10 protein-coding genes are annotated in these 13892 nt (G+C 71.3%); 7 read left to right on the forward strand and 3 right to left on the reverse strand.

Translation table 11 applies throughout. The features are described 5' to 3' along the window. The first annotated feature begins 320 nt into the window (after nt 1-320). The 7 genes from ACFPIH_RS30185 (at nt 321) to ACFPIH_RS30215 (ending at nt 8407) form a co-directional block, all read left to right on the forward strand. Nucleotides 321-1259: a M56 family metallopeptidase gene (locus ACFPIH_RS30185; protein WP_381179010.1), complete on the forward strand. Its 939-nt coding sequence runs from the start codon at nt 321-323 to the stop codon at nt 1257-1259. Between the two features lie 222 nt (nt 1260-1481). After that, a complete protein-coding gene (locus tag ACFPIH_RS30190) occupies nt 1482-2270 on the forward strand; it encodes a GntR family transcriptional regulator (protein ID WP_381179013.1) in 789 nt (262 codons plus the stop codon). Between the two features lie 125 nt (nt 2271-2395). Beyond that, nucleotides 2396-2623 (forward strand): 4Fe-4S dicluster domain-containing protein, encoded by a 228-nt coding sequence (locus ACFPIH_RS30195; protein WP_381179016.1) that lies wholly within the window; start codon nt 2396-2398, stop codon nt 2621-2623. Nucleotides 2624-2639: 16 nt separating this feature from the next. Further along, nucleotides 2640-3986 carry an ABC transporter substrate-binding protein gene (locus ACFPIH_RS30200; RefSeq protein ID WP_381179019.1) on the forward strand — a complete coding sequence of 449 codons (1347 nt, stop codon included), beginning with the start codon at nt 2640-2642 and terminating at the stop codon, nt 3984-3986. Further along, nucleotides 3983-4867: an ABC transporter permease gene (locus tag ACFPIH_RS30205; protein WP_381179022.1), complete on the forward strand. Its 885-nt coding sequence runs from the start codon at nt 3983-3985 to the stop codon at nt 4865-4867. The genes ACFPIH_RS30200 and ACFPIH_RS30205 overlap by 4 nt, the downstream gene beginning before the upstream one ends. Then, nucleotides 4851-5633, forward strand: coding sequence for an ABC transporter ATP-binding protein (locus ACFPIH_RS30210; RefSeq protein WP_381179025.1), 783 nt, complete (start codon nt 4851-4853; stop codon nt 5631-5633). The genes ACFPIH_RS30205 and ACFPIH_RS30210 overlap by 17 nt, the downstream gene beginning before the upstream one ends. Continuing rightward, complete coding sequence (locus ACFPIH_RS30215) at nt 5630-8407, forward strand: fumarate reductase/succinate dehydrogenase flavoprotein subunit (RefSeq protein WP_381179027.1); 2778 nt, start codon at nt 5630-5632, stop codon at nt 8405-8407. The genes ACFPIH_RS30210 and ACFPIH_RS30215 overlap by 4 nt, the downstream gene beginning before the upstream one ends. Before the next feature lie 18 nt (nt 8408-8425). Here ACFPIH_RS30215 and recQ read toward each other — a convergent pair whose 3' ends face one another. From recQ to ACFPIH_RS30230, 3 genes are all read right to left on the reverse strand, one after another. Beyond that, nucleotides 8426-10480 carry a DNA helicase RecQ gene (gene recQ, locus ACFPIH_RS30220; RefSeq protein WP_381179430.1) on the reverse strand — a complete coding sequence of 685 codons (2055 nt, stop codon included), beginning with the start codon at nt 10478-10480 and terminating at the stop codon, nt 8426-8428. Nucleotides 10481-10670: 190 nt separating this feature from the next. Then, nucleotides 10671-12320, reverse strand: a complete 1650-nt coding sequence (gene nuoN / locus ACFPIH_RS30225) for an NADH-quinone oxidoreductase subunit NuoN (protein ID WP_381179030.1) — start codon at nt 12318-12320, stop codon at nt 10671-10673. Then, the gene (locus tag ACFPIH_RS30230) at nt 12317-13888 is read right to left on the reverse strand and encodes an NADH-quinone oxidoreductase subunit M (protein ID WP_381179033.1); all 1572 of its coding nucleotides are present in this window, start codon (nt 13886-13888) and stop codon (nt 12317-12319) included. Before ACFPIH_RS30230 ends, nuoN begins: the two co-directional genes overlap by 4 nt. Between the last annotated feature and the right edge of the window lie 4 nt (nt 13889-13892).

Below are 13892 nucleotides of genomic sequence, written 5' to 3' on the forward strand. Positions count from 1 at the left end.
GGGCTACAAGGTGCACGGACGGATCATGCCCGGGTGAGACTAGGTGCGCGGACGGATCATCACCGGGTAAGGCAAGGGATGCGGCCGGTTCCGGTGGGCTGACTCCGGCGGTCGCCGCCGTCATACTGGCGACGGGCACGGTCCTCTCACGGGGCCCTCCGCCCCACCGCAACAGCACACCCACCCGCACCGCCGCACCGACCCGCAAGAGCTCGCCCAACCGGGCCGGTACGGGCACTCGCCGCATCCCGCGCCCGCGCGCCCGAAGCACGGCCCCGCCCCTCGTCCGCCTTCTCCGACCAGGATCCGGAGCCCATGGCATGACCGTCTGCCTGCTCCTGCTGAGCGTCGTCGCCCTGACCGCCGCCGTGCCGGTCCCGCGTGCGCTGACCCGGGCCGACTGGCCCGAGCGGGAGCCGGTGGTCGCGCTGTGGGTGTGGCAGTGCCTGGTCGCCACGGTCCTGCTGTGCTGTCTGACGGCGCTGGTGCTCGGGGCCGCCGCCGTCTTCCACACCGTGCGTGCCCAGGTCTTCGCCCCCGCTCCGGCCGAGGTGACCGAGGCGTACGACCTGTCCGGCGTCCCGCCCTGGGCCGCCGCCCTCACCCTGCTGCTGGCCTGCGGCGCGGCCTGGACCACCGCGATGCTGGCCCGCGAACTCGTCGAGGCACGCAGGCGGCGCGGCCAGACCCGCGCCCACCTGCGGGAACGCGCCCCGGACCTGCCGGCGGGCCTGCCCTCCGCAAGGGGTCCCCTGCTCGTCCTGGAGGACGAGTACCCCGACGCCTGGTGGATGCCGGGCAACCCGCCCCAGCTGATCGTCACGACCGGCGCCCTGCACCGCCTCACCGCCCACCAGCTGGACGCCGTCCTGACCCATGAACGTGGCCATGCCCGCGCCCACCACGACTGGCTGCTCCACCTCTCGACCGCTCTTGCCACCGGATTCCCCCGCATTCCGCTCTTCTCCCATTTCTGCGACCAGACCCATCGCCTGGTCGAACTCGCGGCCGACGACACCGCGTCCCGTCGCTGCGGCCACCTGACCACCGCCCTGGCCCTGATCGAGCTGAACCAGCACCGGGGCGTCCTGTCCTGCGCCTCCAGCCACCGCCTCCTGGGCGAGCGGGTCGACCGTCTCCTCCAGCCGCCTCCGCGTCTGCTCCGCAGGCACCGGGCGATGACGACGACCCTGGCCACGCTCGTCCCCCTGCTGCCCCTGCTGATCACCTTCGCCCCGGGACTGACCGCACTGACGTAGGGCCGGCCCGGCGGACGGCAGACGGCAGACGGCAGACGGCAGACGGCAGACGGCAGAGCAAGGCGGCAGAGCAAGGCGGAAGGTAAGGAGCTGTGCGCGGGAGGTGGAAGATCTTGCCTCCCGCGCAGAGAAAGCGCAGGTCATCGAGCTACCTGACGCACCGGAAGCTGGCGCAACACTTCCGCAACACCACTATCCCTACCGGATAGGTATGGTCCGACCATGCCGCCCACCGACCGCATCCGCGACCACGCCGGACAAGGCGCGACCACCGTCGCCGCCCACCGTGCGCGCCGCCGGCTGCGCGCCGACCGGGCCCGGCAGCTCGCCGACCTGCTCCGCCGCCAGTTGCTGACCGACGGCTTCCCGGACGGCGCGTTCCCCCACGAGTCGACCCTCGCCACCGAATACCGGGCCTCCCGCAACACCGTGCGGCAGGCTCTCGACCTGCTGCGCGCCGAAGGCCTGGTGGAACGCCTGCCCGGCGTCGGCACCGTGGTCGTCGCCCAGAAGTTCCCGCACGGCCTGGACCGGCTGATGGGACTCGCGGAGACGCTGCGCGAACACGGCCGCGTCACCAACGAGGTCCGCACCATGGGCCCCGTCGCCGCACCTGCCCCGGTCGCCGACAGACTCCGGGTGACCCCGGGCGCCGACGTCCTCTATATCGAACGTCTACGTCGGCTCAACGGACTCCCCCTCTCCCTCGACCTCACCTACATCCCGCTCGACCTCGGCACCGCCCTGCTCGGCGCCGACCTGGAGAACACCGACGTCTTCCGGCTCCTGGAGGCGATCACCGGCCAGCGTCTCGGTCAGGCCGAGATCACCCTGGAGGCGGTGAACGCCGACGCCAACTCCGCCGCCGTACTGGAGGCCCCGCGCGGCGCCGCCGTCCTGATGCTGGAACGGCTCACCCACCTCGCCGACGGCCGACCGGTCGACCTGGAGTTCATCCGCTTCCGCGGCGACCGCATCACCATGAGCGGCCTGCTGCACCGCGCCCTCTGACACACCCCCTTCTGTCCCTTCCGCTCTTCTCCGCGCCCTCACCCCTTCATCGTTCCGCAGGGCCTCATCGGTTCACGAACGAGCCGGATTTCGCAGAATTTCTCGGGACTTTTCTGGAGACAGCCATGACCCTGGCGCCCCAGCGGGCCGACGTGCCCGTGACCATCGACGAGTCGAAGTGCATCGACGGCTGCACGCTCTGTGTGGACATGTGCCCGCTGGACTCCCTCGCCATCGACACCAGCAGCGGCAAGGCCTACATGCACGTCGACGAGTGCTGGTACTGCGGCCCGTGCGCGGCCCGCTGTCCCACCGGAGCCGTCACGGTCAACATGCCCTATCTGCTCCGGTGAGAGGTCCCGAACTCCCATGAAACACAAACCAGTTGCCGCCACCCTGCTGCTCCTTTCGCTGCTTCCCCTGACGGCCTGCGGGGGCAGTGCCCAGGCGGGCGACGGCTCCACGGTCACCGTGACCGTCGGCTACCAGTCCAAGACCATCAACACGGTCACCGCCGGCACCCTGCTGCGCTCCCTCGGCTACTTCGAGAAGCAGCTCAACGCCCTGCACGACGGCCACACCTACAAGGTCGACTGGCAGGACTACGCCACCGGCGCCCCCATCACCGCGCAGATGACCGCCGGAAAGATCGACATCGGCTCGATGGGCGACTTCCCGCTCCTCATCAACGCGGCCCGCGGCAAACAGCTCGGCAAACCCACCCACCTGGTCTCGGTCACCGGCTACAACCTTCGCGGCGGCCTCAACACCATCGTCACCGCGCCGGACTCCAAGCTCACCTCCCTCACGGACCTCAAGGGCAAGAAGGTGTCCACGAGCATCGGCTCCGCCGCCGACGGCACCCTCGTACGGGCCCTGCAGCAAGCCGGAATCGACCCGGACAAGGGCGTCGAGAAGCTCAACCAGCAGCCGGCGGTGGGCGCGTCGGCCCTCTCCGCGGGCAGTGCGGACGCGCTCTCGCAGTTCGTCGCCTGGCCTGGCCTCCTCGTCTTCCAGGGCAAGGCGAAGGCCCTGTACGACGGCGCCGAGCTGGACCTGCCGACCTTCCACGGCGTCACCGCCCGCGAGGACTTCGCGAAGAAGCGCCCCGCCGTGCTGGAGGCGTTCCTGAAGGCCCAGGCAGAGGCCACGGCCTACCTCGACGACCACCCCGTGACCGCCGCCGAGAAGGTCGCCTCGGCCACCGGTCTGCCCGCCGAGGTCGTCTACCTCTACAACGGCGCCCACGGCATCTCCACCTTCGACCCGGCCGTCAAACCGCAGCTCGTCGACGCCCTCAAGAAGGACGTGTCCGTCCTGAAGGCGGCGAAGCTCACCGGCGACGTCGACGTGGACGCCTTCGTCGACGACCAGTACGTGAAGAAGGCGCTCGGCTCGTCGTACGCCAAGCAGCTCACCGCAACGCCCGCGCCGGCCGCGAGCGAGGTGTGGCCCAAGGACGCCGAGAAGACCCGTACCTTCGAGACCCCCGCCGAACTGCTCGCCTACGTCGCGCAGCACAAGGACGGCATCCGCGCCGCCTACGTCCCCGACGCCACCACCGGCACCCTCTGGTTCGCCGACAAGGCGGTCTGGGTGGCCGACGGCAAGGACCTGCTGCCGTTCGTCGCGCCGGAGACCGCGCAGGCGTACGTCGGTACCCACGGCGGCGCCCGCGTCGTCCCGTACGCCGAGGCGCTGGAGCGGGCGTCGTGAGCCGGAACGCTCCGCGCGCGGGCCGGTATGCGCTCCGGCTGGCCTCGCTCGCCGCCGCCCTCGGTCTGTGGCAGTTGCTGACCAGCCGGAACATCGACCTGTGGCTGCGGTTCTCGCAGTTCCCGACCGTCGCCGATGTCGCCCGCGGCTTCGCCGACCGGCTCTCCGGCGACGACTACTGGACGGACCTCACCGACAGCCTCACCCGTATCCTCACCGGGTTTCTGCTGGCCGCCGTCCTCGGCATCGCCACCGGCGTGCTCGTGGCGCGCTCGCGGCTCGCCGAGGACCTGCTCGGCCCGCTCCTCGAAGTGGTCCGGCCCATCCCCGCCATCGCCCTCGTGCCCGTCGCGATCCTCCTCTTCCCCTCCAACGAACAGGGCATCGTCTTCATCACCTGCACCGCCGCCTTCTTCCCCGTCCTGGTCTCCACCCGGCACGCGGTCCGCGCCCTCACACCGGTGTGGGAGGAGGCGGTGCGCACCATGGGCGGCGGCCGGTGGCGGATCCTCGCCTCGGTCGTCCTGCCGGGCGCGCTGCCCGGCATCTTCGGCGGTCTGTCGGTCGGCATCGGTGTGTCGTGGATCTGTGTGATCTCCGCCGAGATGATCTCCGGCCAGTACGGCGTGGGCTACCGCACCTGGCAGGACTACACGGTCGTCGACTACCCCGGCGTTTTCGTCGGCATGGTCACGATCGGCGTGCTCGGCTGGGCCACCTCCACAGCCGTGGAACTCCTCGGCCGCCGCCTCACCCACTGGCTCCCAGGCACGTCGTACGTCCCCGGCGCACGGCCCGCGCGGCGCGCACCCGGCGCCACCACTCCCGTACCGGCCGGGCCCAGGACCGAGGAGGGCGTACCCCATGACCAGCTCGTCTGACGTCCGTTCCGCCGACAGCCACACCGGCTCCCGCGCCGGAGCGGGACTCACCCTGCGCGGCGTGATCCTCGGCCGCCCCGGCGCGCCCGTCCTGGACGGCGTCGACCTCGAGATCGCGCCCGGTGAGATCCTCACCGTGGTCGGCCCTTCGGGCTGCGGCAAGTCGACCCTGCTGCGCACCCTCGCCGGGCTGCTGCCGCCCCTGGCCGGCGAGGTCGCCCAGGACGCCCGCCCGCTGACCGGCCCCGGCGCCGACCGCGCCCTGGTCTTCCAGGAGGACGCCCTCCTGCCCTGGCGCACCCTGCGCGCGAACGTCGAACTTCCCCTGGCCATCCGCCGGCTGCCCCGCTCGGAACGCCGGGCCCAGGCCGAGTCGTGGCTGGCCCGGGTCGGACTCGCCGAGCACGCGCGCCAACTGCCGCACCGCGTATCCGGCGGCCAGCGCCAGCGCGCGCAACTGGCCCGCGCGCTGGCCGGGTCGCCGCGCGCCGTCCTCATGGACGAGCCGTTCGGCGCGCTCGACGCCCAGACCCGCGCCGGCATGCAGGACCTGCTGGTGGAGGTGTTGCAGGGCACGGGCGCGACCGTCGTCTTCGTCACCCACGACGTGGACGAGGCCCTGTTCCTCGGCGACCGTGTGGCCCTCCTCGGCACCGGCCGCCTCCTCGCCGTACGGGACGTGCCGCGCCCGCGGGACCGTACGGCGCACGACGCTCCCGCGCGCGTGGCGCTGCGGCGCGACGTCCTCACCTCGCTCGGAACGTGAAAGGCATCCCGGTGGACACCCTCCTGCAGATTCCCGCCCTCAGCGAGGCGGAGGAGATCTCCTGCGACGTCCTCGTCGTCGGCGGCGGCACCGCCGGCACCATCGCGGCCCTGACCGCCGCCGAGCACGGCGCGAACGTGCTGCTCCTGGAGAAGGCCCACGTCCGCCACTCCGGGGCGCTCGCCATGGGCATGGACGGCGTCAACAACGCGGTGATCCCGGGCCGCGCCGAGCCCGACGACTACGTCGCCGAGATCACCCGCGCCAACGACGGCATCGTCGACCAGTCCACCGTCCGCCAGACCGCGACCCGTGGCTTCGCCATGGTGCAGCGGCTGGAGTCGTACGGCGTGAAGTTCGAGAAGGACGAGCACGGCGAGTACGCGGTCCGCCAGGTGCACCGCTCCGGCTCCTATGTGCTGCCGATGCCGGAGGGCAAGGACGTCAAGAAGGTGCTGTACCGGCAGCTGCGGCGGCGCGAGATGCGAGAGAGGATCCGCATCGAGAACCGGGTGATGCCGGTGCGGGTGCTCACCGTGGAGGGGCGGGCCGTGGGGGCGGTCGGCTTCAACACGCGCACCGGCGCGTTCGTCACCGTGCGCGCGGGTGCCGTGATCCTCGCGACCGGTGCCTGCGGACGCCTCGGCCTGCCTGCCTCCGGCTACCTGTACGGCACGTACGAGAACCCGACGAACGCGGGCGACGGCTACGCGATGGCGTACCACGCGGGCGCCGAACTCACCGGCATCGAGTGCTTCCAGATCAACCCGCTGATCAAGGACTACAACGGCCCCGCCTGCGCCTATGTCGCCAACCCCTTCGGCGGCTACCAGGTCAACCGGCACGGTGAGCGCTTCGTCGACTCCGACTACTGGTCGGGCCAGATGATGGCCGAGTTCGCGGCGGAGGTGGCGAGCGACCGCGGCCCCGTCTACCTGAAGCTGAGCCACCTTCCGGAGGAGTCGATCTCCGCCCTGGAGTCGATCCTGCACTCCACCGAGCGGCCCACCCGCGGCACCTTCCACTCCGGCCGCGGCCACGACTACCGCACTCATGACATCGAGATGCACATCTCGGAGATCGGCCTGTGCGGCGGCCACTCCGCCTCGGGCGTACGGGTCGACGACCACGCCCGTACGACCGTCCCCGGGCTGTACGCCGCCGGTGACCTGGCGTGCGTCCCGCACAACTACATGATCGGCGCCTTCGTCTTCGGCGAGCTGGCTGGCGCCGACGCGGCCCGGTACACGCCGTACGAAGGGGAGTTGCCGGCCGACCAGCTCCGGGAGGCGCACGAGCTGGTGTACCGCCCGCTGCGCAACCCGGACGGCCCGCCGCAGACCCAGGTCGAGTACAAGCTGCGCCGCTTCGTGAACGACTACGTGGCCCCGCCGAAGTCGGGCGCGCGGCTGTCGCTGGCCCTTGAGGCGTTCGACCGGATGCGCGAGGACATCGCGGAGATGGGCGCCCGCACCCCGCACGAGCTGATGCGGTGCGCCGAGGTCACCTTCATCCGTGACTGCGCGGAGATGGCCGCTCGCGCCTCCCTGGCCCGCACGGAGTCCCGCTGGGGGCTCTACCACGACCGCCTCGACCACCCCAGTCGCGACGACGCGTCCTGGTTCCACCACCTCGATCTGCACAAGTCCCCCTCCGGTGCGATGGAGTTCACGGCACGTCCCGTGGCTCCCTATCTGGTTCCGGTCGACGAGTTCACGCCCGTGGGCGGCCCCTCCCGGCAGCTCGGCGAGGTCCACCCCGAGGCCGTGGCCACGGCCGGGTCGCGGGACGCGGCACCGGTGGCCGCGGGCCCGACATCCGCGCGCGACGCCGACTCCGCCGACTCCGCGGACCGCGGCGGCCCCCGGGGGGCGGCCTCGCCCCGGCTCCTCGAACTGCTGGCCCTGGCCGAGGAGGAACCAGAACTGGCCGCCCTCGACCCCTACTTGACCGACCTCGACCCCGCCGTACGCCGGACGGCCGTCTCCGTGCTCACTGAAACCGTGCCGCCCGGCACCGGGCAGGCGCTGGCCGGTGCCCTCGGCGACGCCGACGGCGAGGTCCGCGCCACCGCCTCCGCGTCACTGCGCGAGCTGGTCGAGACACTCCCCGCCGAGCCGGCCCTGCGCGACGCCCTCGCCGGTGCGCTCGACTCGCCCGACCCGGTGGTCCGTGCCACCGCCCTAGACGTGCTGCGCGCGTTGCGGCTCGGCGACGCCGAGCTGTTCGCCGCCTCGCTGGACGACCCCGACATCGCCGTCCGCATCGAGGCCGTGCGCGCGCTCGTGTCGGTCGACGCGGCGGCCCCCCTGGCGCGGGCCGCCGACGACGCCTCCCGCGAGGTCCGTGTCGCCGTGGCCAAGGCTCTGGCCGGTGTCGACGCCACGGCCCTCCCACCGGCGGGCCACGATCTGCTCACCGGCACCCTGGACCGGCTCACCGAGGACGCGGACGCCCTGGTCCGCGGTGCCGCCTACGCCGCGCTGGGCACCACCGGCTGCCCGGCCCCGCTCGCCGCCCGCGCCGTGGCCGCACTGGCCGACCCGGCCTGGCAGGTGCGGTCCGGAGCCGCGACGGCACTGTCCTCCGCCGCGCCCGATGGAGCCGTGCCCGCCCTGGCCAAGGTCCTCGCGGACCCGAACGCCGATGTGCGCAAGGCCGCCGTCCTGGCCCTGACCCGGCACCGCCGCACCGAGGAGGCCCGCGCGGCCCTCGCCACGGTCACATCGGACTCGGACGCGGACGTCAGGGCGTACGCGACCCGGGCCCTGTAGGCGGGAGTCCCCCGGCTCTCATATCCAGTCGTCCGGCTCCGGTTCCGCGTCCATCTCGGGCCAGTGGTCGTCGCCGCCCGTTGCCTCGGAGGCCGCCGGAGCGGAGCCGGGCACCCCGCCTCCGCCCGTTGCCTCGGAGGCCGCCGGAGCGGAGCCGGGCGCCCCGCCCTCCAGCGAGGCCAGCACCGCGACGACACCCTCCCCGTACGTCGCGAGCTTCTTCTCGCCGACACCGTTGATGCCGCCGAGCCCTCGCACCGACGTCGGCCAGGCCGTGACGATCTCCCGAAGCGTGGCGTCGTGGAAGATGACATACGCCGGGACGCCCTGCTCGCGGGCCTGTTCGGCGCGCCAGGCACGCAGCGCCTCGAAGGCGGGGAGCAGTTCCTCGGGCAGCTCGGCGACGGCCGCCTTGGCCTTGCCCTTGCCGGAGGAACCGGCGGACGACGAGCCCGACGCCTTGGAGGTCGCCGGCTTCTTCGGTTCCTTGCGCAGGGGCACCTCGCGCTCCCGCCGCAGAACCTCCCCGCTGGCCTCGGTCAGCACCAGCGTGCCGTACTCCCCCTCGACCGCGAGCAGCCCCTGGGCGAGCAACTGCCGGACGACGCCGCGCCATTCGCCCTCGACGAGGTCCTGACCGATGCCGAACACGGACAGCTGGTCGTGGTCGAACTGGATGACCTTGCCGGTCCGCTTGCCCAACAGGATGTCGACGATCTGCACCGCGCCGAACTTCTGCCCCCGCTCCCGCTGCAGCCGCACCACCGTCGACAGCACCTTCTGGGCGGCGACCGTGCCGTCCCACGTCTCCGGCGGCGTGAGGCAGGTGTCGCAGTTGCCGCAGCCCGTCAGGTCGGGCTCCTGGCCGAAGTAGTTGAGGAGCTGTCCGCGGCGGCACTGGGCGGTCTCGCACAGCGCCAGCATCGAGTCCAGATGGGCGCCGGCCCGGCGCCGGAAGGCCTCGTCGCCCTCTCCGGACTGGATCAGCTTGCGCTGCTGTATGACGTCGTTGAGGCCGTACGCCATCCAGGCCGTCGACGGCAGTCCGTCACGGCCCGCGCGGCCGGTCTCCTGGTAGTAGCCCTCGATCGACTTGGGCAGGTCGAGGTGGGCGACGAAGCGGACGTCGGGCTTGTCGATGCCCATGCCGAAGGCGATGGTCGCGCACACGACCAGGCCCTCCTCGCGCAGGAACCGGGACTGGTGCGCCGCGCGGGTGCCGGAGTCCAGGCCCGCGTGGTACGGCACTGCCGCGATGCCGTTGCCGGCGAGGAACTCGGCGGTCTTCTCGACGGAGTTGCGCGAGAGGCAGTACACGATGCCCGCGTCACCCGCGTGCTCCTCCCTCAGGAAGGCGAGGAGCTGCTTCTTGGGGTCGGCCTTGGGCACGACCCGGTACTGGATGTTGGGCCGGTCGAAGCTCGCCACGAAGTGCCGGGCGGCCGGCATGTTCAGGCGCTGGGTGATCTCCTGGTGCGTCGCGTGTGTGGCGGTCGCCGTGAGCGCGATCCGCGGGACGTCCGGCCAGCGCTCGCCGAGCAGGGAGAGGGCGAGGTAGTCGGGGCGGAAGTCGTGGCCCCACTGGGACACGCAGTGCGCCTCGTCGATCGCGAAGACGGAGATCTTGCCGCGGGAGAGCAGCTCCAGCGAGGAGTCCAGGCGCAGCCGCTCCGGCGCCAGGTACAGCAGGTCCAGCTCGCCCGAGAGGAACTCCGCCTCGACCACGCGCCGCTCGTCGAAGTCCTGCGTGGAGTTCATGAACCCGGCGCGCACGCCGAGCGCCCGCAGAGCGTCCACCTGGTCCTGCATCAGGGCGATGAGGGGAGAGACGACGACGCCCGTACCCGGTCTGACCAGGGCCGGGATCTGGTAGCAGAGGGACTTGCCGCCGCCGGTCGGCATGAGGACGACCGCGTCCCCGCCGGCCACCACGTGTTCGATGACCTCTTCCTGCTCGCCGCGGAAGGCGTCGTAGCCGAAGATCCGGTGCAGCGTGGCCAGCGCCTCGCTGTCGGTCCGCCCCGGTGTCCCGGTGATCCCTGTCATCTCGCCGATACCGCCCGTCCCACCCATCGTCTCGTCCCCCGTACGTCGTCCCTCGACCACTGCCCCCACGATAGGGGTCCGGACTGACAGCGCCGGAGTTATCCACAGGCTGGATCGAGTCGCCCTGTGTGCAACACCCGTCACTCGAACACGGCTGCGGGCCCGGTCCCCCGAAAAACCGGAGGGGACCGGGCCCGTCGCGCAGGCGCACCACAGGTCAGCGCACGAACACTCCTGCCTGGTTGGCCAGGTCCAGGAAGTACTGCGGTGCCACGCCGAGTACCAGAGTGACCGCGACGCCCACGCCGATCGCCGCCATCGTCAGCGGCGACGGGACGGCGACGGTCGGGCCGTCGGGCTTCGGCTCGCTGAAGAACATGAGCACGATCACACGGATGTAGAAGAACGCGGCGATCGCCGACGAGATCACACCGACCACGACCAGCGGCGCCGCGCCGCCCTCCGCCGCCGCCTTGAACACGGCGAACTTCCCGGCGAACCCACTGGTCAGCGGGATGCCGGCGAAGGCGAGCAGGAACACCGCGAACACGGCCGCCACCAGTGGCGAGCGGCGGCCGAGCCCCGCCCACTTGGACAGGTGGGTCGCCTCGCCACCGGCGTCGCGCACCAGCGTGACCACGGCGAAGGCGCCGATCGTCACGAAGGAGTACGCGGCCAGGTAGAACAGGACGGAGGAGACACCGTCGGGGGTGGTCGCGATGACACCCGCGAGGATGAAACCGGCGTGCGCGATGGACGAGTACGCCAGCAGCCGCTTGATGTCGGTCTGGGTGATCGCGACGATCGCGCCGCCCAGCATGGTGACGATCGCGACGGCCCACATGACCGGCCGCCAGTCCCAGCGCAGGCCGGGCAGGACGACGTACAGGATGCGCAGCAGCGCGCCGAACGCGGCCACCTTGGTCGCCGCCGCCATGAAGCCGGTGACCGGCGTCGGGGCGCCCTGGTAGACGTCCGGCGTCCACATGTGGAAGGGCACGGCGCCGACCTTGAAGAGCAGCCCCATGACGATCATCGCGGTGCCGATGAGCAGCAGCGCGTCGTTGCCCATGGTGTCGGCGAGGGCAGGGTCGACGTTCTGGACGGTGCCGTCGACGACCCGTGCGATCGTCCCGTACGACACCGAGCCCGCGTAGCCGTACAGCAGGGCGATGCCGAACAGGGTGAACGCGGAGGCGAACGCGCCGAGCAGGAAGTACTTGACCGCGGCCTCCTGCGACATGAGCCGCTTGCGGCGGGCCAGGGCGCACAGGAGGTACAGCGGGAGCGAGAAGACTTCCAGGGCGATGAAGAGGGTCAGCAGGTCGTTGGCCGCCGGGAAGACCAGCATGCCGGCGACCGCGAACAGCAGCAGCGGGAAGACCTCTGTGGTGGCGAAACCGGCCTTGACCGCGGCTTTCTCGCTGTCGCTGCCGGGCACGGAGGCGGCCTGGGCGGCGAAGGAGTCGACCCGGTTGCCGTGCGCCTCGGGGTCGAGGCGGCGTTCGGCGAAGGTGAACAGACCGACCAGGGCGGCCAGCAGGATGGTGCCCTGCAGGAACAGGGCGGGTCCGTCGACCGCGATCGCGCCCATCGCCGCGATGCGCGCCTTGGTGGTGCCGTATCCGTCGGCCGCGAGGGCGACCACCGCGGCGAACGCGGCGGCGAGGGCCACGACGGAGACGAACACCTGGGCGTAGTAGCGGTGTTTGCGCGGCACGAAAGCCTCGACGAGGATCCCGACGATCGCCGCGCCCACGACGATCAGGGTGGGCGACAGCTGCCCGTATTCGATCTTCGGCGCGTCGATCTTGGCGATCGGCTCGGCCGCCGTTGTCCACAGGCTGTGGACGGCTGTTGCGCTCACTTGGCCGCCTCCACCTCGGGCTTGGGGTCTTTCTTGTGTACGTCTGACAGGGTCTGTTTGACCGCTGGGTCGACGATGTCCGTGACGGGCTTCGGGTAGACGCCCAGGAAGATCAGCAGCACGATCAGCGGGGCGACGACCGCCAGCTCACGCGGGCGCAGGTCCGGCATCTTGGAGACCTCGGGTTTCACCGGGCCCGTCATCGTCCGCTGGTACAGGACGAGGGTGTAGAGCGCGGCGAGCACGATGCCGAAGGTAGCGATGATGCCGACCGCCGGATAGCGGGCGAACGTGCCGACCAGGACGAGGAACTCGCTGACGAACGGCGCGAGTCCGGGCAGCGACAGGGTCGCGAGGCTGCCGATCAGGAAGGTGCCGGCCAGCACCGGGGCGACCTTCTGCACGCCGCCGTAGTCGGCGATGAGCCGCGAGCCGCGCCGGGAGATCAGGAAGCCGGCCACCAGCATCAGGGCGGCGGTCGAGATGCCGTGGTTGACCATGTAGAGCGTCGCACCGGACTGGCCCTGGCTGGTCATCGCGAAGATGCCCAGGACGATGAACCCGAAGTGCGAGATCGACGCGTACGCCACCAGCCTCTTGATGTCCCTCTGGCCGACGGCGAGCAGCGCGCCGTAGACGATGCTGATCAGCGCCAGGACGAGGATCACGGGCGTCGCCCACTTACTGGCCTCCGGGAACAGCTGGAGGCAGAAGCGGAGCATCGCGAAGGTGCCGACCTTGTCGACGACCGCCGTGATGAGAACGGCGACGGGGGCGGTGGACTCCTGCATGGCGTTGGGCAGCCAGGTGTGCAGCGGCCACAGTGGCGCCTTCACCGCGAACGCGAAGAAGAAGCCGAGGAACAGCCAGCGTTCGGTGTTCGTCGCCATGTCGAGCGTGCCGTTGGCCCGCGCCTCGGCGATCTCCTGGAGGCTGAAGTTCCCGGCGACCACATAGAGGCCGATCACCGCGGCCAGCATGATCAGACCGCCGACCAGGTTGTAGAGCAGGAACTTCACGGCCGCGTACGACCGTTGCGTGGACGCCGTCTCCTCACCGTGCTCGTGGGCGCGGTCGCCGAAGCCGCCGATGAGGAAGTACATCGGGATGAGCATGGCTTCGAAGAAGATGTAGAAGAGGAAGACGTCGGTGGCCTCGAAGGAGATGATCACCATCGCCTCGACGGCCAGGATCAGGGCGAAGAAGCCCTGCGTCGGCCGCCAGCGCTTGTTCCCGGTCTCCAGCGGGTCGGCGTCGTGCCAGCCCGCCAGGATGATGAACGGGATCAGCAGGGCGGTGAGCGCGATGAGCGCCACCGCGATGCCGTCGACGCCCAGTTCGTACCTGACCCCGAAGTCCTTGATCCAGGCGTGGGACTCGGTGAGCTGGTAGCGGTCGCCGTCCGGGTCGAAGCGGACCAGGACGGCGATCGCCAGGGCGAGTGTGCCGAGCGAGACGAGCAGGGCCAGCGACTTGGCCGCGTTGCGCCGGGCGGCCGGGACGGCGGCCGTGGCGACCGCCCCGATCGCCGGGAGCGCGGCCGTCGCTGTCAGCAGAGGAAAGGACATCGGT

Origin of the sequence: Streptomyces vulcanius (genome assembly GCF_042653945.1) — a bacterium.
Lineage (GTDB): Bacteria > Actinomycetota > Actinomycetes > Streptomycetales > Streptomycetaceae > Streptomyces > Streptomyces mangrovi.